The sequence below is a fragment of the Pseudoalteromonas sp. SR44-8 genome (assembly GCF_014163635.1).
GTDB classification, from domain to species: Bacteria; Pseudomonadota; Gammaproteobacteria; order Enterobacterales; family Alteromonadaceae; genus Pseudoalteromonas; species Pseudoalteromonas rhizosphaerae.
This window is the reverse complement of sequence record NZ_JACJDS010000002.1, coordinates 118,583-141,853: the sequence shown is the minus strand read 5'-3', so window position 1 is coordinate 141,853 and position 23,271 is coordinate 118,583. Positions and strand designations below refer to the sequence as shown.

Annotated in this window: 17 protein-coding genes; 3 read left to right on the top strand and 14 right to left on the bottom strand. The window is 42.4% G+C overall.

Translation table 11 applies throughout. From position 1 onward, the window contains the following. Positions 1-78: 78 nt before the first annotated feature. From H5183_RS01430 to agaR, 7 genes are all read right to left on the bottom strand, one after another. Positions 79-507 (bottom strand): hypothetical protein, encoded by a 429-nt coding sequence (locus H5183_RS01430; protein ID WP_145240070.1) that lies wholly within the window; start codon positions 505-507, stop codon positions 79-81. Positions 508-895: 388 nt separating this feature from the next. Then, positions 896-2,980, bottom strand: a complete 2,085-nt coding sequence (gene fusA, locus H5183_RS01425; RefSeq protein ID WP_145240072.1) for an elongation factor G — start codon at positions 2,978-2,980, stop codon at positions 896-898. A 165-nt stretch (positions 2,981-3,145) separates the two neighbouring features. Further along, entirely contained in the window at positions 3,146-4,309 is a 1,164-nt protein-coding gene (gene nagA / locus H5183_RS01420; protein WP_182730725.1) for an N-acetylglucosamine-6-phosphate deacetylase, read from the bottom strand. Next, positions 4,306-5,235 (bottom strand): ROK family protein, encoded by a 930-nt coding sequence (locus H5183_RS01415; RefSeq protein ID WP_182730724.1) that lies wholly within the window; start codon positions 5,233-5,235, stop codon positions 4,306-4,308. Before H5183_RS01415 ends, nagA begins: the two co-directional genes overlap by 4 nt. After that, entirely contained in the window at positions 5,228-6,364 is a 1,137-nt protein-coding gene (locus tag H5183_RS01410) for an SIS domain-containing protein (protein ID WP_182730723.1), read from the bottom strand. The genes H5183_RS01415 and H5183_RS01410 overlap by 8 nt, the downstream gene beginning before the upstream one ends. Before the next feature lie 17 nt (positions 6,365-6,381). Continuing rightward, positions 6,382-7,665 (bottom strand): D-tagatose-bisphosphate aldolase, class II, non-catalytic subunit, encoded by a 1,284-nt coding sequence (locus H5183_RS01405; RefSeq protein WP_182730722.1) that lies wholly within the window; start codon positions 7,663-7,665, stop codon positions 6,382-6,384. Positions 7,666-7,707: 42 nt separating this feature from the next. Then, positions 7,708-8,478 carry a transcriptional repressor AgaR gene (agaR, locus tag H5183_RS01400; RefSeq protein WP_145240083.1) on the bottom strand — a complete coding sequence of 257 codons (771 nt, stop codon included), beginning with the start codon at positions 8,476-8,478 and terminating at the stop codon, positions 7,708-7,710. A gap of 263 nt (positions 8,479-8,741) precedes the next feature. Here agaR and H5183_RS01395 point away from each other — a divergent pair, with 263 nt between their 5' ends. The 3 genes from H5183_RS01395 (at position 8,742) to H5183_RS01385 (ending at position 14,447) form a co-directional block, all read left to right on the top strand. Continuing rightward, positions 8,742-10,115 (top strand): Gfo/Idh/MocA family protein, encoded by a 1,374-nt coding sequence (locus tag H5183_RS01395; protein WP_182730721.1) that lies wholly within the window; start codon positions 8,742-8,744, stop codon positions 10,113-10,115. 96 nt (positions 10,116-10,211) lie between these two features. Further along, positions 10,212-13,049 carry a TonB-dependent receptor gene (locus tag H5183_RS01390; protein ID WP_182730720.1) on the top strand — a complete coding sequence of 946 codons (2,838 nt, stop codon included), beginning with the start codon at positions 10,212-10,214 and terminating at the stop codon, positions 13,047-13,049. A gap of 105 nt (positions 13,050-13,154) precedes the next feature. Further along, positions 13,155-14,447, top strand: a complete 1,293-nt coding sequence (locus H5183_RS01385) for a DUF3472 domain-containing protein (protein WP_182730719.1) — start codon at positions 13,155-13,157, stop codon at positions 14,445-14,447. Here H5183_RS01385 and H5183_RS01380 read toward each other — a convergent pair. The 7 genes from H5183_RS01380 to H5183_RS01350 form a co-directional block, all read right to left on the bottom strand. Continuing rightward, positions 14,444-15,166 carry a response regulator gene (locus tag H5183_RS01380; protein ID WP_149982231.1) on the bottom strand — a complete coding sequence of 241 codons (723 nt, stop codon included), beginning with the start codon at positions 15,164-15,166 and terminating at the stop codon, positions 14,444-14,446. The genes H5183_RS01385 and H5183_RS01380 overlap by 4 nt on opposite strands. A gap of 93 nt (positions 15,167-15,259) precedes the next feature. Continuing rightward, on the bottom strand, positions 15,260-16,882 hold the full coding sequence (locus H5183_RS01375; RefSeq protein ID WP_145240093.1) for a sensor histidine kinase: 1,623 nt from the start codon (positions 16,880-16,882) through the stop codon (positions 15,260-15,262). A 12-nt stretch (positions 16,883-16,894) separates the two neighbouring features. Continuing rightward, positions 16,895-18,436, bottom strand: coding sequence for a tripartite tricarboxylate transporter permease (locus H5183_RS01370; RefSeq protein WP_145240095.1), 1,542 nt, complete (start codon positions 18,434-18,436; stop codon positions 16,895-16,897). Between the two features lie 3 nt (positions 18,437-18,439). After that, entirely contained in the window at positions 18,440-18,907 is a 468-nt protein-coding gene (locus H5183_RS01365; protein ID WP_145240097.1) for a tripartite tricarboxylate transporter TctB family protein, read from the bottom strand. An 11-nt stretch (positions 18,908-18,918) separates the two neighbouring features. Next, a complete protein-coding gene (locus tag H5183_RS01360) occupies positions 18,919-19,902 on the bottom strand; it encodes a tripartite tricarboxylate transporter substrate binding protein (protein WP_145240099.1) in 984 nt (327 codons plus the stop codon). A 12-nt stretch (positions 19,903-19,914) separates the two neighbouring features. Then, positions 19,915-21,156, bottom strand: a complete 1,242-nt coding sequence (locus H5183_RS01355) for an OprO/OprP family phosphate-selective porin (protein WP_182730718.1) — start codon at positions 21,154-21,156, stop codon at positions 19,915-19,917. Between the two features lie 279 nt (positions 21,157-21,435). Next, a complete protein-coding gene (locus H5183_RS01350; RefSeq protein ID WP_182717510.1) occupies positions 21,436-23,082 on the bottom strand; it encodes a methyl-accepting chemotaxis protein in 1,647 nt (548 codons plus the stop codon). Positions 23,083-23,271: the final 189 nt, after the last annotated feature.

Genomic DNA, 23,271 nt, shown 5'->3' with positions numbered 1-23,271 from the left:
ATAAACTAAACTCTGCTTGTAATAAGTTTATTCAGCAGAGTTCAGATTAGTAAAAAGGCCGCTAAACTGCGGCCTTTTTTATGCATTACATTGGGTATGCTGTGAATTATTACAGCTATTCTTCTTACTATACCAATACATAATTGACTGCTGAGCTTGATCATCAAACTGCCAATTATAAAAGTGGATTACTTTGCTATCTTCTAAAGAAACCGATAAAACAGTCAGTAATTTTAATGAGTTAAATTGAATATCAATAATTTCATCTGCATTAATATATTTTTTACCTAACCCCTGAGAGTAATAAATGCCCGCTTTATAACAATGCAAAAAGCGTAAATTGATGATGCTCAAAATTGAGATAATAAATATAACAGGAACAATAATTAGGGCTAAAAAAGTCTGATTTACAGCAAAGATGATTGTTAGCAAAAAAGCAACAGCACAAAGGGTTAGTATCATAACTAACTGCAACAGCCAGTTTGGGCTCAATTTAATTGAATTCATATAAACGTCCTAAAAAGTACACATATATGTCTCTTTATTCGAGAGACTTCCATTTCTCTAATATGCGTATATGGGTGGCATAAGCGGGTATTCTACCTGTATTAGTAACTAAGATTCAAGTAATTGCACTACTTTTTACCTAGTTATAAATAACTAGTTTAATTAGTAAGACAGCCAGCTTTTAAACTACAACTTATGAGTGGAATAACGTTTAAGCTGCAGTAATAAATAGTTGATTATTTGACTCTTTGCTTCAATAGCGACTAAGAGTGCTAACGACTCATTGCTAGCATAACAACAAAAAAGTATTCGATTGTTGGAGGGATAATATTTCTGGCAATAAAAAACCCGCAACAAGTGCGGGTTTTTTTAAGAGTTTAAAGGCTAATTACTTAGCAGCTTTTTTCTCTTTTTCTGCAGCGATTACAGTTTCAGCTACGTTTTGTGGACATGGTGCATAGTGTGAGAACTCCATAGAGAACTGACCACGACCTGATGTCATTGTACGTAATGAACCGATGTAACCGAACATTTCTGATAACGGAACGTCAGCTTTAATACGAACGCCTGTTAAACCAGCTTCTTGGTCTTTCATCATACCACGACGACGGTTAAGGTCACCGATTACATCACCAACGTGATCTTCTGGAGTGAACACGTCAACTTTCATGATTGGCTCAAGAAGTTGTGCGCCCGCTTTAGGGATCGATTGACGGAAAGCGCCTTTAGCAGCGATTTCGAATGCGATTGCAGATGAATCCACGGCATGGAAGCCACCGTCGAAAAGTTCAACTTCAACGTCAAGCACTGGGAAGCCAGCTAGCACACCTTCGCTCATCATTGACTTGAAGCCTTTCTCAACTGCAGGCCAGAATTCTTTAGGTACGTTACCACCAACAACTGATGATTTAAACGTGAAGCCTGAAGCAACTTCGCCTGGCTTGATGCGGTAGTCGATTTTACCGAACTGACCAGAACCACCTGATTGTTTCTTATGCGTGTAGCTATCTTCGATTTCACGAGTGATAGTTTCACGGTAAGCAACCTGTGGTTGACCAACGATAAGATCTACGCCGTAAGTACGCTTAAGGATATCAACTTTGATATCTAAGTGAAGCTCACCCATACCTTTAAGGATAGTTTCACCTGAATCTTCATCAGTCTCAACTTGGAAAGATGGATCTTCTGCAACCATTTTACCGATAGCAACACCCATTTTCTCATTACCGCCTTTATCTTTAGGCTGTACAGCAATCGAGATTACTGGAGTTGGGAATACCATTGGCTCAAGTGTTACTGGGTGCTTAGGATCACAAAGAGTGTGACCAGTTTGCACGTTTTTCATACCTACGATTGCAATGATGTCACCAGCTTGTGCGCTAGTTAATTCATTACGGTCGTCTGCTTGCATCTCAACCATACGGCCAACACGCTCAGTTTTACCAGTAAACGCGTTAAGGATAGTGTCACCCTTATTAAGTTTACCTGAGTAAATACGTACGAAAGTTAATGCACCAAAACGGTCATCCATGATCTTAAACGCTAACGCTTTGAATGGTTCGTCAGTAGATACGATTGCGAATTGACCATTTTCGTTACCTTCTTCATCCATAAGAGGTTGAGGATCAACTTCTGTAGGAGATGGTAAGTAGTCAACAACAGCGTCAAGTACTAATTGCATACCTTTGTTCTTGAAAGCAGAACCACAGTATGTAGGGAAGAAAGCAAGGTCACGAGTACCTTTACGGATACAACGCTTGATATCTTCTAAAGAAGGCGCTTCACCTTCCATATACGCTTCAAGAAGTTCGTCGTCTTGCTCTAGAGCAGTTTCAACTAGCATTTCATAGTATTCTTCAGTTTTGTCTACCATGTCAGCTGGAACGTCTTCGATCGTGTAGTTCTCTGGAAGACCAGTTTCGTCCCAGATGTATGCTTTTTTAGTTAAAACATCAACAACACCACAGAACTCATCTTCGATACCGATTGGTAACGTCATGATTAGTGGGTTTGCGCCAAGTACTTTACGTACTTGCTCTGTTACACGGTAAAAATCAGCACCCATACGGTCTAATTTATTTACGAAAATAACACGTGCAACTTCTGATTCGTTAGCATAACGCCAGTTAGTTTCTGATTGTGGCTCAACACCACCAGAACCACAGAATACACCGATGCCGCCATCAAGTACTTTTAATGAACGGTATACTTCAACTGTGAAGTCAACGTGTCCAGGAGTATCGATAACGTTAAAACGGTGATCTTTCCAGAAACAGCTTACAGCCGCAGACTGGATAGTAATACCGCGCTCAGCTTCTTGTTCCATGAAGTCAGTTGTTGATTCACCATCATGAACCTCACCAGTTTTATGGATTTGACCAGTAAGCTTTAGGATACGCTCAGTAGTCGTGGTTTTACCCGCATCAACGTGCGCGAAAATACCAATGTTTCTGTACTTCGATAAATCTGCCATTATTTTACTCTTAATAAAGTCGAAAAATTATTCGGCGGGAGTATAGCATTACTTATAGCGAACATCACCATACATGTCGCTTAAAATGCAATCAATTTTATAATATTTTACTTTCTATGGGTTTTGAAGCGCATAGCCACACTAAAGCCGAGCGCTTTAGCCATTTTATGCACTTTTAAAAAAGCGCCGCTGACCCTTCACATAGGTCGCCTGAATACTAAAATCGCTGTTTAAAATAGCAAAATTCGCATGCTTACCTTCCGCTAAAGAACCAACTTGGCTGGCAATATTAAGAAATTGCGCGGGCACAATGCTGGCCATATTTATCGCCTCACGTAGCTCAACACTGCCTAATTGATGCATATTTTTAACTGCTTGCTCAAGCGTTAAAGTGCTGCCAGCTAACGAGCCGGAGGCAGTTCTCGCCACACCTTGTTGCACAACAACATCCATTTTACCCAATTTATACTCACCATCATTTAGTCCACCGGCATTGATACAATCACTGATCAAAGCGATTTTTTGTGGACCTTTTAGCTTATAGATCAGCTTTAAAATTGTAGGATGAAGATGTACACCATCTGCAATCACTTCAACAAGTGCGTCATCATTCATCAATACCGCGCCGGCACAACCTGGATCACGATGATGAATGCCACGCATCCCATTAAAAACATGCACCCCACCGCATGCGCCATGCTCAAGTGCGCTTTGAGTTTGTTCATAATTGGCATCACAGTGACCAAGCATTACCCTAATTCCTTGCGCTGTCAGGTATTCAATTAATGCATTTGCGCCTGGCTTTTCTGGCGCCAACGCAACCACTTTTAAGCTACCCATGGCTGCATTAATCATCGCTTCTAGATGCGACTGCGATAGCTCTAAAAAGTAATCTTGATTGTGCGCGCCTTTATGAACTTCACTAAAAAACAGGCCCTCACTATAGCCACCTAGCACCTGTGCACCGCTAGGTTGCTGCGTGTATGCCTGACCAATTACACTCATAGCATTAAGTGTTTGTTGCCAATCGGTGGTCACTGTCGTTGCTAAAAAGCCTGTTACTCCATGCTCTGCAAGTGAGCATGAAATCGTTTCAATACTACTCATTTTACAATCAATCACATCACAACCTTCGCGACCATGAATGTGTAAATCAATTAAGCCTGGAATAATTGCAGCATTACCATAATCATCAATAGGCACACCGGCTGTAGGGTTTTGCGTAAAATGACTAATAATGCCATTTTCAACTAACATGAAGTGATTTTTAAGTACTCGTTCTTGACAATAAATTATATCAGCTTTGACGTAAAACACGGATCCAATCATGCCAGCGCTCCCACTTGTTCTTTGGCCAAAATAGCGGCACCGCGAGCGCCACTGGCATCGCCAAATTCAGCAAGCACTATTTTTGGCACCCGAATATCAGCAAATACATACGGTACGATTGCATCTTCAAGCTTGCTCATTAGTTCATCAACTAAAGACATACCGCCACCAACTACAATCACCTCAGGGTCATAGGCCATAATAATTGCCGCAAAAGTACTGCCAATTAAATCCAAATAACAGGCAAAGCTTTGTTGGCAAAATACGTCGCCTTTTCTCAACCCTTCAACAATTTCAAAAGTAGTTAATACTTCGCCAGAAAAGTGCTGGTAAATTCTCGCCAAGCCAGGGCCTGCAATATAACTTTCAATGCACCCTGTTAAACCACAGCCACATTTTAAAATAGGTAACTGGTACTTCTGCTGTAACACTGCAGAAAGTGCGTAATGACCGTATTCACCTGCAATTCCCTGGGCGCTTTTATACAATTGACCATCAATACACAGCCCACCACCCGCACCAGTACCAAGAATTGCACCGAACACCCGGGTATGTTGCAAACCAACGCTGCTGCGCGCTTCTGAGAGTGCAAAACAGCGGCAATCGTTTTCGATCGCAACCGGGCGATTTATTAACTGAGCTAAATCTTGCGCGGCATTTTTACCGGTCGCATGAGGCACGTTAGCCGACAGTACTTGTTGGTTCGCATTAACAATGCCAGGCATACCAATACCGACCGCACCGTGACATTGATATTTATGATCAGCACTTAAAATCATACCTACTAACGCATTTAGAAAGTCTTGATAACTATTTTGCGGAGTCGCAATGCGCCATGATTCAAGTTGCTTTAATGAAGCGTCAAATACAGCAAGCTCAATTTTACTACCGCCAATATCAATGCCATAAATATACTGTTTAGTCATTAATATCACCTTGTTTTAGCGGGTAAATCGTCACCCCTTGCACCACTCTGTTTACTTCACCAGTTGGGCATGGGTTATCTACTGTAATGCCTAGTTGCCACGCTTTATAGAACGACATTATTTGCGCGCAGACCATATAATATAAGCCATTAAATACATCGTCTAATTGCTGCATCACCGCGTCATCTGGCAGCGTCAAGGCGTGAACATCAATAGCTTTATTATCGCGACGTAACTCATTCAACAAATCAATATCGTACTGCTTGGTATAGGTATTAGTTGAGCCAAATAAAACAATTAAAGTTTTATCATCAACCAATGATTTTGGGCCGTGACGAAAACCAAGCGGGGATTCAAAATACCCCATAACTTTACCCGCACTTAATTCTAATAATTTTAATGCTGATTCTTGCGCATAGCCTTTTAAGGATCCTGCGCCTAAATACACTAAGCGATGCATAGGCAGTTCAGCCAATGTTTTTAGTTCAGCTAATTTACCAGCAATATTTTTTTCAACCGCTTCTGCAATAGTTAAAACAGCGTTATCTGCATCACTAAATATTGCCACACTTGCCACCAACATTGAGGTAAAACTACTGGTCATAGCGAAGCTGTGATCAAGTGTTTGCGTAGGCATCAATAACGAGAAATAGTTTTCATCTTGCGCTACTTGTTTATGCAGTGCTCCATCAGGGTTACAAGTAATAAATAGATGCGCGCAGTGTTTTACATAGTTATTCACTACATCAACAGCGGCAACACTTTCAGGACTATTGCCCGAGCGTGCAAATGACACTAATAAAGTTGACTTATTTGGCTGTAAATACTGCTCTGGGCAGGCAACAAGCTCTGTGCTACTAACACTTCGACAAGCAATATCCAATTGTTGATTCAAATAACCAACAACCGCCTCACCAACATAAGCTGAGGTACCGGCACCGGTAAAAATTATTTGCGCATTTGGCTTATCTAATACGCCCGCAAGCCAACTATCTAGCTGCGCTTGCGCAGCTTTTACAATACTGAGCGTTGCTCGCCAACAATCGGGCTGCTGCATAATTTCTTTTGCAGTCCATAAACTATTTTTAGCTTCTAAAAGGGTTTCATCAATTGCTAAATAACTAGACATTACTACCTCACTTACGTCTATTGTTGTTTAAAACACGCATCTGCGTAGCGACTGGTTACTTGCATTATGTGATGAAGTACCAAAGATTTAGGGCTGTTTTGCAGGGTGTTATTTCGCACTGCAAGATACTGCAATGGCATATATTGGCTTAGTAACGGCAGTGGTATCGGTTGTTTTTGTAAATTACAAAATAGCTTATCAACGGCAGCTTGATTGCCTTGTTGTCCCCAGTAATAACGGATTCGATCACTAAAACTAAAGCGACGATAAAGCTGCTGCACTGATTTATCAACTTGATAAAAACGCTGCCAATTTTTCGGAAACTGCTGCATATCGGCATCAATAACAGTGCGTATATGTGAACATTGCTCGGTGTCTATTAGCGCATCTTCAATATGGCTTAATGCAAATAATGCCTCACGCAAAGCAAAGGTAAGCTCTGGGCCCACTTTTAAAATCGCAAAATGATCATTTACTAATTGTTGATACGCAATGGGCGTTTGATAATCAGTTGAATGTGCTTCAAAGGCAATGCCATCAACGGCCTTTATATATTGCTTTAGCCGTTGCGCTTTAGCGCTATCATAATCAAATACTTGCGTGTTATCGAATTCCACACCTGGCTGTACAACCAAGCCAACTACTCGCTGCCATGCCAATGATAACCCCTGCTGTAAAAATGCATCGTGATGCAATGCCAATGTACTAGCAACATGGTCAGTTTCTGTGACTGCAAGCGTATCTATTTGCTCATCGGCACCACCGGGCGGCGGCACCTCAGTACCAATAACATAGACTAAGTCACTGCGGCCAAAGGTATCTAATGCTGTTTGTTCAGCCACTGCACACAACTGCGCCGCACGTGTTGCAACTGTTTCATCTGCTAAAATTAATTCATCATCGACGCAGCGCATACTGGTGTCTAAGTGAATTTTTTTGAATCCTGCACCAACATAACTGGCGACCAACTGCTCAGCTTTTTGCATCGCCGATTCAGCGCTTTCATCACACCAACACACAGGGCCTAAATGGTCACCGCCAAGGATCAGCTTATCAATTGCAAACTCTTGCTTTGTCGCAAGCTGCTCAATAAATGCCATAAAATCAGCAGGTAACATACCCGTATAACCACCAAACTGATTGACCTGATTAGCGGTTGCTTCGATTAATAAATAACTATTATCTTGTTTGGCTTGCAATATGGCAGCTTCTAGCACCAATGGATGAGCGGAACAAACGGCATAAATACCCTGTTTTTCGCCGCGTTTATTCGCTGCGATTAATTGCTGTAATATCGTCATTGCAAGCCTCTTCGTTAGATAATCTTTGTTTAGTTATGAAAGTTAAAGATCGAGAATATGTAACCGCACACCTGCATCTTCGAGCGCGGTTTTTATCTCTGCTGGAATTCCACTGTCTGTAACCAGTACGTTTATTTCACTGGCGGCAATAATCTTATGCACGCCTTTACGATTAAATTTACTAGAATCTGTTACTACTATGATCTCTCGCGATACTTCACACATCACCCGATTTAGCAGAGCTTCAAGCTCAAAGTGCGTTGTAATACCAATATCTTTTTCAAAGCCATCAACACCCAAAATTAACTTATCAAAGTGATATTGTTGTAAGTGCTGTTCAGCTTGGCGGCCATAAAATGACAGTGATTTTTTACGTAGCGTGCCACCAGTCATTAACACTTCAACCGATGGCGCATTAAGTAGTGAGTGCGCCACATTTAAACCATTGGTCATCACAACTACGCCGTGGTGGCTGGTTAGATTTTTAGCGACTTCTTCAGTTGTTGTCCCTGAGTCTAAAATAATCGATTCACCATCCTTAATTAGACTCGCTGCAAATTTACCTAAGCGCTCTTTAATACCGCGATTTGCATCGTGTTTTTCTTTTAATGATAATTCTTGAGTTAAGCGATTACTGGCAACTGCACCACCACGGGACCGTACCAACAATCCTTTTTCATCCAACTCATTTAAGTCGTTACGGATAGTTACCGTTGAAACACCAAACAACTGAGCTAACTCAGGAACCTGCACCCGCTCTTGTTTGTAGACCAATTGCACAATCTCATGACGCCTTTCGATAGTGTTAAGCATGCCCGCTCTCTTTCATTGTTAACTTTCATTCATTGTACGCAGCTTTCGTTTACTTTCAATTCAATTTTTTTACATTTATCTTTAAACATTAAAAAGTGCAATTAAACCATTGTAAATAAAGACTTTAAAATAAAAAATAAAAAACAACACCACTAAAACGAAAGCAAATGAAAGATTTTTATCTTGCATTGATATTTCATTGTGTGTACAAATAAAAGCCTGCGAAAACAAATTTACAAATAATAAACAATAAGGGCAATGTTATGGGCGATCTCAACCGTAGACGATTTTTACAATCAATGGCCGCAATTGCAGCAACCAGCGCGGCTTTGGGTTGTACCTCTACCACCAATTCCAAATCAATATTAAGAACCGCACAACAAGGACGTTCAACCCTTGGCTTAACAGTGCCAAAAATGGACGTAGTAAGGGTTGGCTTTATTGGCGTGGGTGAACGTGGTGTTGGTGCTGTTAAGCATTTTTGTCATCTCGATGGCGTTGAAATTAAAGCAATTTGCGATACCCATCAGGCCGTTGTAGACAGGGCCGTGAAGATTGTCGTTGATAAAGGTTTTAAAAAACCAGATACCTATGGCAAAAACGATCACGATTACCGTCGCATGCTAGAACGCCAAGACATTGATATTGTTATTATTTCAACGCCATGGCAGTGGCATACGCCGATGGCTGTCGATACCATGGAAAGCGGCAAGCATGCTTTTGTTGAAGTACCAGCAGCTGTGACTGTAGAAGAGGCATGGCAACTAGTAAACACCTCTGAGCGAACTCAAAAAAACTGCATGATGTTGGAAAATGTTTGCTACGGACGCGACGAATTAATGGTTCTTAATATGGTTCGCCAAGGCGTTTTTGGTGAATTGTTGCATGGTGAAGCAGCATATATCCATGAGCTACGCTGGCAAATGAAAGAAATTGACCATAAAACAGGTTCTTGGCGTACACCATGGCATGCAGCGGTTAATGGTAATTTATACCCAACTCATGGCTTAGGCCCTGTTTCACAATACATGAATATCAATCGTGGCGATCGTTTTGACTATATAAGCTCGATGAGCTCGCCATCATTAGGCCGTGCAGCCTACGCTAAAAAAGAATTCCCCGCAGATCATAGCCGCAACAAACTTAACTATATTGCGGGTGATATGAATACCAGCATTATTAAAACGGTTAAAGGTCGCAGCATTATGGTGCAACACGATACCACCACCCCACGTCCTTATTCTCGTCATAACTTAATTCAAGGCACTAACGGTGTGTTTGCTGGCTTTCCAAATAGGATCGCACTTGAGCAAGGTGGCAGTAAAAGCTATCACGAGTGGGATTACGACATGGCTGATTGGTATAACAAATACGATCATCCGCTCTGGCAAAAAATGGGCGCTGAGGCTGAACGCAACGGCGGCCATGGTGGCATGGACTTCTTGATGTTTTGGCGGATTATTTTTTGCCTACGCAATGGCGAACCACTTGATCAAGATGTGTATGACGCAGCCGCATGGTCAGCTGTTTTCCCGCTATCTGTTGATTCAGTAGCCGATAGAAGTAACAGCAAAGACTTCCCAGATTTCACCCGTGGTCTTTGGCAGCAAGCAAAACCACTTGGCATTATTTCGTAATTAACCTCACGCGTGTTGGAGAAAAATACACTCAACACGCGTGGCAATAACTCAATAAAAAAACAACCATCAACAAGTAAAATACAGGTAACTATTATGAAAGCACAACTAAAACTGTCCACACTGTTTTTGTCTATGAGCGCCATCTTCAGTGGCACCTCGCTGGCAGCTGATGAAGACAAAAAAAAAGAAAAAGAAGCCGGAGCAGAGCAAGTCGAAGTAATTGAAGTTAGAGGTGTTCGCTCGAGTATTAAAGAATCCCTGTATTTAAAACAACAAGCTGTGGGGGTTATGGATGCTATCGTTGCTGAAGATATCGGTAAGTTTCCCGACCAAAACATTGCCGAGGCATTGCAACGGATGACGGGGATTGCAATTACCCGTAACGGCGGCGAGGGCCAAAATGTTACCGTGCGAGGTTTAGGTGGTGACTACAACGTTACCACCGTTAATGGCCGACGCATGGCATCAGAGCATTCTAGCCGTAACTTTAATTTTGATTTAATCGCCCCCGAAATAGTCCAATCCCTCGAAGTATACAAATCCCCACAAAGTAAAACACAAGAAGGCGGCATTGGCTCAGTTATCAATATCAAAACCCGCAAACCTTTGGATTTAGATGGTTTCACTTTATCAGGCAGTGCCAAAGGCATTTATGAAGAACGTACTGGCGACACCAATCCACAAGCTTCGTTTTTAATTAGTGATACCTTTTTTGATAATACCTTTGGAGCGCTGTTTACAGCGGTATATTCTGAACGAACACAGCGTGAAGACTCTTATGAAGGTGAAGGTTTTTATGATCCAGACGAGAATGTTGATGTACGTATCCCAATCGATAGTAACGGCAACGGCAAGCTTGAAGATAATGAGCAATCATACCCATCGATTATTCCAGGCTATGTACGTTATTCAAATTGGCAGGATACGCGTGAGCGACTGGGTGCAAGCTTAGCGCTGCAATGGCGCCCGTCAGATAGTATAGATGTTAACTTTGACAGCATGTACTCACAATACGAAACCAATGGTGAGCAATATCAAATTTCATTTGTAACCTATGATGAATCTTGGACACCGGGGATCCCCGCTATCGGTGAAGTAAAGTTCAATGAAGATGGTAACGCTAATTATGTAGAACTAGTTGATGGCGCAATGGCTGAGCTGTTAAATGTGTCTGTGCCACGTAATACAGATACTTGGCAATGGGGTTTTAATACGGTTTGGTATGCCACAGAGAGCTTAACGGTTGATTTAGATATTTCACAGTCACAAGCTAAAAATGTCAGCAATGGTAACAATCGTTTTATTGTTGCACGTGGTTTTGTTGATGGTATCACTATCGACCAAACCGGTAGTAATATGCTGCCAGATGTGACCATGACCCCAGCACTGAGTGCAGAACAACCTTTTGGTGCGCATTACAGCTACAATTCAGGCACCGATGTGAAAGACCAAATAGAAGAGGTGCGCTTAGCAGCAACCTATATTCCCTCTTTTGAACTAGTGAAAGATATTCAATTTGGCGTTCATTACGGCAAACAAACCAAAGAACGCAGTGTTTATAAATCAAAAAATGCATCAATGTTCAGTAATGGTGGCGCTTATTTTAAAAACTCAGAATACGACAGTTTTGACGACTCAAGTGTTGAAGAGCTAGGCGGCTTAAACCTATTTCGTTTACCAGCAGATGTACTCGTGCCAGCTAACTTTGATAACTTCTTAGATGGTGAGCCTGGTAAACATCCGGATCCATGGGCAAGCTTTAATTACGACAAACTGTATGCTTTTTATGAATCAATTAATCCACAAGCGGCGCAAGATAAAATTGTCGCAAAGAACAGCCCAAAGGATTCATTCGCCCTTACTGAGCAGACCTTAGCGGCTTTTGTTGAAGCAAATCTACAAGGCGATATTGCTAAACTGCCTTTTGCACTAAACATGGGCGTCCGTGTAATACAAACCGATGTCACATCAGATGGTTACATCTTTGATGTTGATAATGTTCGTTACAATATAACCGAAAAAGATGGCGCATTAAGCTATCGCGTTGAGGGTGAAATTGAAGATTATTACACCCGCTCCACCACTGAAGAAAGCTACACCGACGTACTACCGAGCTTAAACTTTAAATTGCATCTACGTGATGACTTACTCTATCGTTTTAGTGCGGCTAAAGTAATCACACGGCCAAACTTAGATTATCTATCGCCTTATAGCTACTTAGATTTTAATAATGCCGAATACCATGCCTCAAACCCGGGTATTAAGCCACTAAGAGCCAATCAAATAGATACGACGATTGAATGGTATTTCTCTGACTATGGTGCACTAACCTTTGCAGCCTACTATAAAGACATCGAATCAGTGATTGCCCGCGGCCGAGTAGGCACTGCGCAAGTGGGTAATTATTTTAAAGATGGAGTGGCTGTAGAAGGCCCAGTTTTTACAAAAATCTCACCTACATCGGAAAAAGGCGCAACAATTTTAGGCTTTGAAACAGCTTATCAGCAGTCTTTTGACGAAATACTTCCAGCACCATTCGATGGCCTGGGTGTACAAATAAACTATACTTTCACAGACAGCAGCTATGACGACGAAGAGCTAAATGATCTGCCATTTGTGGGGATGTCTGAGCACTCGTATAACGCGGTTATTTATTATGAAAAAGGTGATTATCAAACCCGTATTGCTTATAACTGGCGCGACGACTACTTAGTCTATCCTGATGCATGGGGCGGACCAGAATGGGCGGCAGACTACGGCCAATACGATTTCAGTGCCAGTTACAATATCACTGAGAAAGTGCGAGTTGATTTAAGCGTAACCAACTTAACCAATGAAAGACAGTGGTCATACGTAAAAACAGAAGAACAAATTCGTCGCTTAGCGCGCTATGGTCGCTCGATTAGCCTTGGCTTTTCAGCATCATTTTAAGCTTATACCCAAACCACCTCAAGATGCAGAATTCACATCTTGAGGAGGCTTGGGTATACCCTCTTATATTAGCGCCGTTTGTCGGCGCTTTTTATGGAGCTCACTATGAGAGTTTTACTATTTATTGGTTCATTATTATGGACTTCATTTTCGCCATTTGCAGTGGCAAACCAAACCACGGATTACTTTATTCCCAGTTATGGCAATAGTGCTACTAGCCATAGTATCGCAGCAAATAAAAAACTGATTAGTGATGTGGGGATCACGCACTGGCAAAACTCTGCAATACCAGTTAATCACTACTTTTACCTGCCAACAAAAGCGGCTTTTAATTTAAAGTTGCGCGTAAAAGTTGCAGGCGATCGCAGCCAGCTTAAAGTCGACTTTAATCAACAGAGTCAGTTAATTACGCTCACTAATCAGCAATTTCAAGATATCGATCTTGGCGAATTTCTGCCAGATCAAATCGGATACCAACAATTGCAACTTACCGGTATCGCTAAAACAGCTGACACCTTTGCTGATATTCAAGGTCTTATTGTCACGCTAGATAAAGAGTCGGCGGCGCCTTTATATGTAAAAGATGATATTTATTGGGGTCGTCGCGGGCCTTCCGTGCATTTAAACTATCCCATACCTGACAAGACTAAAAACTATCAATGGTTCTATTCAGAGCTGAGCGTACCACAAGGGTATGATCATCAAGGCTCGTATTTTATGGCCAATGGTTTTGCTGAGGGTTACTTTGGTATGCAAGTAAACTCTGACACTGAACGCCGTGTATTATTTTCAGTATGGAGTCCTTTTCAGACCGATGATCCAGCTGCTATTCCTGTGGAAATGCGTATTCAGCAATTAGCTAAAGGGCATGATGTGTATACCGGTAAGTTTGGTAATGAAGGTTCTGGCGGGCAAAGCTATTTAGTATTCCCTTGGCAAGCAGAACAAACCTACCGCTTTTTATTGAAAGTAAATCCGACTGAAAACCTTGCTAATCATACCGACTACAGCGCATATTTTTATGACCCTATCGCCGCAAAGTGGCTGTTCATTGCTTCATTTAGACGCCCTAGTACAGATACATATGTGACAAGGCCACACAGCTTCTTAGAAAACTTCATCCCTGATGCAGGGCAATTCGAGCGCAAAGCGCTATACAGTAATCAGTGGCTCAGAGATACTCAAGGCCAATGGCACTCGCTTGATAAAGCACAATTTACTTATGATGCAACGGCTGCCAAGCAATCGAGAATGGATTATCAAGGAGGCACTGAAAACGCAGGTTTTTACTTACGCAACACTGGCTTTTTTACAGGCCCAACTAAATTACACAGTGAATTTGAACGCCCAGTTGGTCAAGCGCCTGAGGTAGACTTAAGCGCTTTGCCAGATAACTAAGCCATTTTATAACAGCGCTCTGGCCGACCTATGCTGCCATAGCTTTGGTCGGCACTGACTTGCTCTGCCTCTAGTAAATATTCTAAGTAACGGCGTGCAGTTGAGCGACTTACTCCTACAAGATCGCCCATTTGCTGTGCTGTAAAAGGCGTTTTTTTGTGCTCTTTAAATGCATCAATAATCTTTTTTAAAGTAAGCTGATCAACCCCTTTCGGCAGTCTAACCGGTGCTTTACTTTGTTCGCTTGAGCCAAATAAAGTGTCGACCATAGATTGGGTCACCTCGTTAGCATCAGACAAACACTGCTGGCGTGACTCAAATCGCGCTAACGCCTGATCAAGTCGATTAAGCATCAAAGGTTTAACCAAAAAATCACAGGCCCCTAACTGCATCGCTTTTTCAAGAGTTTCGACTTCTTTGGCGGCAGTCAGTAGCATCACTTCGCTTTTAATTGAGCGCCGACGCAAGTCTGTTAATAACTCAAGGCCATTGCCATCTGGTAGATGGATATCAAGTAAGATCAAATCGGGCTCTATCGCCTGTAATAGCGCGGTAGCAGTACTTAAGTTTGCTGCAATACCAACTACCTGATACTGACCTTGACGCAAGCTTTGTCGCGCAGTTTGGTTCCCCGCAACCCCATTCGGTAAAAGCAGGTATTGAGCAAGAAGTTGTGCAACTTCGAGCTCATCTTCGATGATAACTACTGAATATGTCATTTTTTATTACTCATTTTAGCGTTGCAATGTTAGCCCATTTACTTTTATTGTTGTTTGCTTGGCCACTGCTTATTAGCCTAAATTACCTTAGGGTTATTTAGGAATATAGACGCTTAATCGCGCGCCTTTTAAATCTGACTCACCAATTTCTAAACTACCACCACACGAATCTAAATTAGTTTTCACTAAATATAAACCAATGCCATGCTCTGCCCCTGCTTTTGAACTGTATTGTGGGGTAAATATCACTTCATGGTCATTACCCAAGCCAAAACCACTGTCTTCGACATCAAACAATAATGTCTTACTCGTTTCATCAACCGTGACTCGTACATGAGGTTCTCGATCTTTACTGGCTCTGATCGCCGCATCAATGGCGTTATCAATTAAGTTGCCCAAGATTGATACTACTCGTTCTAACATTTCAGTACGTGCGATGGCACCAAGTAAACTTTCTGGGTTTAATTCCAATACTACGTTTAACTCGCGGGCTTTATGGTATTTACCCACCAGCAAACCGGCTAACACAGGATCTTGAATACGTTCTAATAAATGGTGGATCTGTGCTTGTGAACCTTGGCTTTCTTGGCCGATCAATTCGATTGCTTGCTCATTTTTACCCATTTGAATAAGCGCACCAATTAGATTTAGCTTATTCGAATAATCATGGGTTTGCACCCTTAACAACTCGGCAAATGCTTGTACTTTAGTAAGTTGCTGGCTCAAGTATTCAAGCTCATCAGCTGGGCGCAGAGTGAGTAAAATACCATCCGCCTGCCCTTGCACTTGCAATGAAAAACGCGACAACACCAAACGTTTATCCGCAGCAAACAACTCAAAGCCAACCATTTTACGACGCTGATTTCGTAATAAAAACTCAGCATGCTCTGGCAGTAAATCTTTCAGAGTTAATGACTGATTAATACAGGCAACTGGTTTATCTAAAATTTCGCAAGCACGCTGGGTCAGTTTGCGTACTCGTCCGTCGGGATCAAGTGCAATAACACCGCTACGCATGGTATTTAAAATAGCGTCCTGCTCTGAAAACAACCTCGCTATTTCATCTGGTTGCAAACCAAAGATGGCATTTCTTACTCGCTGACCAATAAAGATAGCGGCAATAATACTCAAAGCAACTAACAACAAACCCCAAATCATAATTTCAACAATCCGCTCACGGATCAACGGCTCAACCGATTGCACTAAAAAACCGACCGAGACCAAACCAATAATATTTTGTTGCTCATCGTATACCGGCACTTTACCGCGAATGGATTCACCTAAGCTGCCCTGCGCCACTGAAATATAACGCTCGCCGTGTAACGCGTCTTGGCTATCACCGCCAACCATTTTTTTACCGAGTTTATTGCTATCTGGATGGACGATTCGATGCGCATTTTTATCACCAATAACAATAAAATCTGCGCCAGTTAGCTGGCGCAGATTTTCTATTTCTTGGTTGATTGCCACCAAGTTACTAGGGTTCTTTAAAGCTTTAACGACATCATCGCTTGATGCAATACTCGTCGCCACAGCGAGTGCTTTGTCACCAATGTGATCATGCAAACTTTGTGCGGTAATTCGATACACCAAACCGCCAAATAACACCGCTTGTAATACACACAGCCCTGTAACCCAAATTATTAACCGCGTTTCTAAACGCTTAGGCTTTTTAACTATGTTTTGCAGCGGATTTTGCGTCTTGGTGTAGCTCATTTTTTACCTCAATTATGCATGCTCTTGCTTCACTTTAAGCGCCGCTTTATCTGCCCGGCGTTGGGTTATAAAGTCTTTTAATGGAAATAACAACACTAATATTGAGATAATAAAAATGCTCAATGTTAGTGGGCGTTCCCATAAGAAGCTTAATGAACCATCCGAGATCATCATTGAACGACGGAAGTTACGCTCAATCATGTCGCCTAAAATAAAGCCTAGTAGTAATGGTGCCATTGGGAAAGCCAGTAATCGTAATACCAACGCCACCACAGCAAAGCCAACCATCATAAATAAATCAAAGGTATTAAAGGAAACTAAATACACACCAATTAAGCTGAAGAACAAAATCATTATCGTTAATACTGATTTTGGCATCGCTAATACTTTTGCAAAATATGGTATCAAAGGAAGATTCAAAATCAGCAATACGATGTTACCAAAGTACATGCTAACGATAACCGCCCAAAATACACTTGGGTTTTCTTGCATCAGCATTGGACCTGGCTGAATACCGTAAGCAATTAAGGCACCTAACATAATAGCGGTAGTACCCGAGCCTGGAATACCTAATGTCAATAATGGTACAAATGAACCGGTACATGCTGCATTATTTGCAGACTCTGGCGCTGCCAAGCCTCGTAATGAACCCTTACCAAACTTTTCTTTTAAGCCTTTAGGCGCTAAGTTACGTTCCGTCGCATACGCCATAAAGCTAGCGATAGTGGCACCTGCACCCGGCAATACGCCAACAATAAAACCAAGTATAGACGAGCGGCCAATAACTGGCGCAATGTCTTTGATCTCTTCTTTGGTCAATTTAGTTGAACCGATTTGCGGTGTGTCTGAATCATTAATACTTTTAGTTTCTTTTTTCTCTGGACGCACTACATTAATAAGCGCCTCAGCCAGTGCAAAAGTAGCCATTGCCACTAATAAAAAGCTAATGCCATCAAGTAAGTCAGCTTGGCCTAACGTAAAACGCTCAGTACCAGATGATGGATCAATCCCCACAGTCGCGAGCATTAAGCCAAATACTGTCATCATCATGGCTTTTAAAAATTGCCCTTTATTAGAAAACGCCGCGATCGCTGTTAAACCTAAAAACATCAGTACAACGTAATCTGGAGATTGAAAACTCAGCGATACTTTTGCCAACAAGGGGGCTGCAACCATCAATAAAATTGCGCCTATGGTTCCGCCGATAAAGGAGGAGTAAGCGGCTATCGCCAATGCTTTGCCAGCATGACCTTGTTTAGCCAGCGGATAGCCATCAAAGGAGGACGCAACTGTACCCGCCACCCCTGGGGCATTAATTAAAATAGATGATGTTGAACCGCCAAAAATTGCACCGTAATACACCCCCGCCATCAGAATCATCCCTGAATCGGCACCGATGCTATAAGTAATTGGGATCATTAACGCAATAGCAGTAATTGGCCCAAGCCCCGGAAGCATGCCGATAAAGGTACCAACAAAACAACCCACTATGACATACAATAAATTGTTCCAGTCGAGTACGGTCGACAAGCCCAGCATAATTCCATCAAACATAACTTAACTCCACAGGTTGCCAGGAACCAAATAAATACCGAGCACTTGGGTCATTAAAAACCAAAACACTACAGCAACAGGGATAGAGGCCAATAAGAGAATAGCCTTGCGGCGCTCACCCATAACAAAAAAGCCAACTAATAAAAACGCACTGGTTGAGATTAAAAAGCCAATAGGCTCAAGCGCTGCGCTATATATCACCATCAATATAAGCAACCCGATTGTTCGCAATACATGTGACTTTTCGAGCGCATTATCTTCATCAACGGCTGCAGTTGGTTTAAGTAAAGTAGCCCCGATAGAAAGCAGACAAACGATAATACCAAATGCCGCATATACTTTAGGTAAGGTGGCAGAAGTAACCGTTTCATACTCTTCAAATGGGAGTAACGGAATTTGCCATGCAACAATGGCGTAGAGGGTAAATAGCGCCAAGAATAAACTTGGCCCTAGTAGTTCGCGATTCAACATAAAAGCCTCGATTAACGTGACGTACGAATAAAGCCGAGTTCTTCCATAACAACTTTAAGCTGTGCTTCTTGCTGTTCAAGTGACTTTATAAATTGATCTTTTTCTTGGAATAGGTTTAACCAACCGTTACGTGCACGGACTACTTCCCACTCTGGAGTGGTTTGTAATTTACGTAACTTCTCGGTGTATTCTGCAAGTTTATCAGCCGGTAAATTAGGTGCCGCGAAGAAACCACGCCAATTAACAAACTCCATATCATAACCAAGTGATTTTAAGGTTGGAATTTGTGGATAATCTGGTAGTGCCTCACCAGAGGTCACAGCTAGAATGCGCGCTTGACCGCCATTAGCGACTTCTAACGCTTCGCTAAGTCCGGTAGAAAGTAAGTTAACCTCGCCAGATAACAACCCTGCTTTGGCTTTACCACCCGCGTCATAAGGGATATAACGCAAACGACGTCCGTCAAGGCCTGCCGCTTTAACTGCTTGCGCTGCAACTAAGTGATCCATGCTGCCACGTGCAGAGCCACCAGCTACTTTTACAGAGCCTGAATCTTCTTTCATTGCTGCGATCACATCCTGCCAGGTTTTAAATGGCGAATCGTTACGTACTACAAACGCACCGTAGTCGGCAATCATACTGGCAACGGGAGTTAAATCACGGTAGCTGTAAGGAATTTTACCGGTTAGTGCCCGCAACACGATAGGTGTTGAGTTAACCATTAAGATATCGCCTTTTTTAGTACCAGACTCAATCAGATAAGCGATTGCACGGCCACCGCCGCCGCCCGACATATTTTGAAAAGACGCATTATCTTCAATACCCGCTTTCACTAAACCTTCACCCACACCGCGTGCTGTGGTATCCCAGCCGCCACCAGGGCCGCCCGGTACTAAAAAGTGAATGTCAGCCATAGCAAACGGACTGCTTAGTACTAACGATGCCGCAAGTACCGTAGTTTTAAATGATTTAAATGATTTTTTAAGTAAGTTCATCTCAATTTACTCCTAAAATAAATACTGCATGCGCGCACTAAAGCCCATACCTGAGTCTTCATCACCCACTAACGCAGTTGCGCCTGGACCCTCTACATCGCTGTAGATCAAGTTGCCCATAAATTTGATATCGCTGCTGATATAATAGGATGTGCCTAGGGTATAATTAGTTACTTCAGTACCTTGCGTGCTACTTGTTGCATCCATTTGTGATACTCGGGCGACAAGCTCCCACGCATCTTTAATGCCTTTAGGTTGTACAAATAATGCTGAACCGGCTTTGTACCTGCGTTGCTCACCACCTAAGAAGTAGCTCGCTGATACATGAAAACCGTCATAACGTTCGCCATCAAGCGGGTCGGCGCCATTAACAGCATCAAGTGTGCGGCTTGCGTATTCAGCCTCTAGCGTTAATGCATCAGCTTGATACGCAAACTCAAGACCACTTTGCGACAAACTATCCAATGCCACGGCATTACCACCCACCGCATAATCAACAAGACGTACATTGGCTTCACGTATTTCGCCACGGGCAAAGCGCGCACCTAACTCGTTACCACCCATATCACGGTATGAATGCCACGCACCTAAATGAATCACATCGCCTGGGGCTGCGCTTGACCAAGTAACACGTCCCGTTGCAGCGAGTGTTAGTTGATCATCGTCGTCATGACCCGTCGCACCAAAGGCATCATTTTTATAAACACCAACGGCATAACGAAAACCACTGTCTTTAAAGTATTGAGACGCTGACGCTCCCCAACGGAAGAACGGCGAGAAAGTATTGGCTAGCGTACTGCGCTCTATAGTATTGGTATGCTTAGAGCTCGTTAAGCCATTTAAAGTGATGTCTTCACGGATTTTACCCGCTTTAATTTTTAGACCATTATCGAAATTATAACGAACTCGCGCCATCACGATTTCTGCTGTACCTTCGGCAAACTCAAGCAGTAACTTGTGATCCCAGTTACCATGCTCACTTTCAACATAAGTACGGATACGACGCGCAAAAAAATCACCGCCTGCATCACCGTCATTATTCGCGTTATATGCACCATCAAAATAGTTGTAATCAAGTTGCACTCGACCACCAAATTCCAAATTAAAGCCGCTAGACTTCTTCAGCGCAGCGACTTCTTTTTGTAGTTCGTCTAGTTGCTGCTGTAATTTTTCAGTGTCATTGGCAGCGAATGCTGAGGTACTTGCTAGCGCTGCTGCAATGGCTAAAGCCAATTGTGTGTTACTTGCTTTCATTGGTTGTTCTCTCCACACCTGTTGATGATTTTGTTGTCGTTAGATGAGCGACTACACACTGCTATCTGTCTTCGAGCATAGTGTTAACGTCAGATTAACGAAATGTTTAGAATTTAAGCTGCATTGATCTGCTTAAAATGCATTTAGCGCATAAAAATCACGCACAATATGCACAAAACTACAGTTTAATAACTCGTTGATAGTAATTGATTATTTATTGAGGTTTAGCTAAAAGAGGCATCTTAAGGGGTGATAAATAATTCCCCCCCTTGATAATACTTATACTTTAAAGTTGCTTACTAGGTTGTCTAACTGTTGACACTGCTGTGCCAATGCTTGGCATGCACGCTCAGCCTGATCCACTTTGTCTAGCATATTGCCACTTGATGTAGCGATACGTTGCACATTGATATTCACATCTTCACTCACTTGGCTTTGCTGCGTGGCAGCGGTGGCAATTTGCATGTTCATATCGTTAATAATGGTAACTGCGTCATTAATACGCTGCACCGATTGCGCGGCACCGCGAGAGTGCTCAATCGTTTGTTGACCGCTTTTGGTACTGGCTTGCATTGCACCAACCGCTTGATTGGTGCCTTGTTGGAGCTTTTCAATCATGGCGTTGATCTCTCCGGTACTATCTTGCGTGCGACTCGCTAATGAACGCACCTCGTCAGCAACGACCGCAAAGCCTCGCCCCTGCTCACCCGCGCGCGCGGCTTCAATGGCCGCATTTAACGCTAACAAGTTTGTTTGATCAGCAATACCACGGATAACATCAAGCACAGTGGCGATATTCATTACATCTTGCTCTAAGGTGTTTATTACGTCGCTCGATGCCGAAATGTCGGTCACCAGTTGATTAATTAACGAAATGGTTTCTTCAATTGTGGCTTTTGCTACGTTGGCATCATTATTAGCAGTACTTGTGGCACTGGCCGCATCATTAGCGTTTTGGCTTACGTTATCACTGGTCGTGCTCATTTCATTTACCGCAGCTGCCACTTGCTCACTTTCTATTTGCTGATTACTGGCTTCACTTAATACACTTGCAGTAATAATGCGCAAACTTTCAGTTTCATTGCGCACCTGTTCAGCCGAGCCGACAACCGCCAATACTGTGTTATGAATTTTACTGATAAAGGTATTAAACGAACGCGCAAGCGCACCCATTTCATCGTTTGACTCACTGTTTAACCGTTGCGTGAGATCGCCTTGGCCACTAGCTATGTTTTCTAATGCTAACTGCATTTTCTTTAACGGCGCCAAAATAACGGTAGACAGCAGCCAAGTTGCAGCTATTGATAAAACAAAGCTCAATACAATACCAAACTGCAAAGCAAAGCTAGCAGACTCTTGATTAGCGGTTACTTCAATTAAAGAATTTGTAAGTTTGGCATCTATTTCATCACGCATGCTAGTAACATTTTTGCGAATACGCGCTAACACTGCTTCCATATCTTGTTTATGCTCAGCTAAGTAACTAGCCGCAAGCTGGTGATCACTAAAAAGTGCTTGGTAGTAACGAGACCAAATAGCGACATCGGCTTTGATATTCGTAACCCGCTGTGCATTGATCGCATCAATGTAGCCAGACTTCACCAGCTTTAATGGGCTAGAAAGGCGCGCGTCGATACGGACTATATTATCTCGGTACTCTGCAAGCTGTACTATATAGTTTTGTTTGTCGCCTTGTCCTAGCACCATGCTCAAACCTGCCGTTTTCACCTGAAAGAGATCACGATAGCCGTCTTCAAGATCGTCCAGCACCGTTCGCACCTCTAAGCTTATAAAACTGTTAAGTCGAGCTTGCTCTTTAAACGTATACAACACGTAACCCGACAACACCGAAAAAATAACTAAGGCGACGACGACAGGAATAGCAAATTTAACTCGAAAGCTAAGGTTATTTATAAATTGGCTCATTTTTATCACTTATCAGTTTGCGGGCAATGGGAGGGTCTGTTTAAAAGAAAAATAGCGCTATGTACCTGAAAAAAACAAATAAACTAAATGAACAAAAAGAATTAAAAAATCTAATAGCCACGACCATTCCAAGTATATTTATTAAGCCCTATAAGCCACACTCCCACTTTTAATTTGAAATTCCCATAA

Coding starts and splice junctions, on each gene's coding strand:
- H5183_RS01430 (WP_145240070.1), bottom strand. CDS start 507: ATGAATTCAATTAAATTGAGCCCAAACTGGCTGTTGCAGTTAGTTATG.
- fusA (WP_145240072.1), bottom strand. CDS start 2,980: ATGGCAGATTTATCGAAGTACAGAAACATTGGTATTTTCGCGCACGTT.
- nagA (WP_182730725.1), bottom strand. CDS start 4,309: ATGATTGGATCCGTGTTTTACGTCAAAGCTGATATAATTTATTGTCAA.
- H5183_RS01415 (WP_182730724.1), bottom strand. CDS start 5,235: ATGACTAAACAGTATATTTATGGCATTGATATTGGCGGTAGTAAAATT.
- H5183_RS01410 (WP_182730723.1), bottom strand. CDS start 6,364: ATGTCTAGTTATTTAGCAATTGATGAAACCCTTTTAGAAGCTAAAAAT.
- H5183_RS01405 (WP_182730722.1), bottom strand. CDS start 7,665: ATGACGATATTACAGCAATTAATCGCAGCGAATAAACGCGGCGAAAAA.
- agaR (WP_145240083.1), bottom strand. CDS start 8,478: ATGCTTAACACTATCGAAAGGCGTCATGAGATTGTGCAATTGGTCTAC.
- H5183_RS01395 (WP_182730721.1), top strand. CDS start 8,742: ATGGGCGATCTCAACCGTAGACGATTTTTACAATCAATGGCCGCAATT.
- H5183_RS01390 (WP_182730720.1), top strand. CDS start 10,212: ATGAAAGCACAACTAAAACTGTCCACACTGTTTTTGTCTATGAGCGCC.
- H5183_RS01385 (WP_182730719.1), top strand. CDS start 13,155: ATGAGAGTTTTACTATTTATTGGTTCATTATTATGGACTTCATTTTCG.
- H5183_RS01380 (WP_149982231.1), bottom strand. CDS start 15,166: ATGACATATTCAGTAGTTATCATCGAAGATGAGCTCGAAGTTGCACAA.
- H5183_RS01375 (WP_145240093.1), bottom strand. CDS start 16,882: ATGAGCTACACCAAGACGCAAAATCCGCTGCAAAACATAGTTAAAAAG.
- H5183_RS01370 (WP_145240095.1), bottom strand. CDS start 18,436: ATGTTTGATGGAATTATGCTGGGCTTGTCGACCGTACTCGACTGGAAC.
- H5183_RS01365 (WP_145240097.1), bottom strand. CDS start 18,907: ATGTTGAATCGCGAACTACTAGGGCCAAGTTTATTCTTGGCGCTATTT.
- H5183_RS01360 (WP_145240099.1), bottom strand. CDS start 19,902: ATGAACTTACTTAAAAAATCATTTAAATCATTTAAAACTACGGTACTT.
- H5183_RS01355 (WP_182730718.1), bottom strand. CDS start 21,156: ATGAAAGCAAGTAACACACAATTGGCTTTAGCCATTGCAGCAGCGCTA.
- H5183_RS01350 (WP_182717510.1), bottom strand. CDS start 23,082: ATGAGCCAATTTATAAATAACCTTAGCTTTCGAGTTAAATTTGCTATT.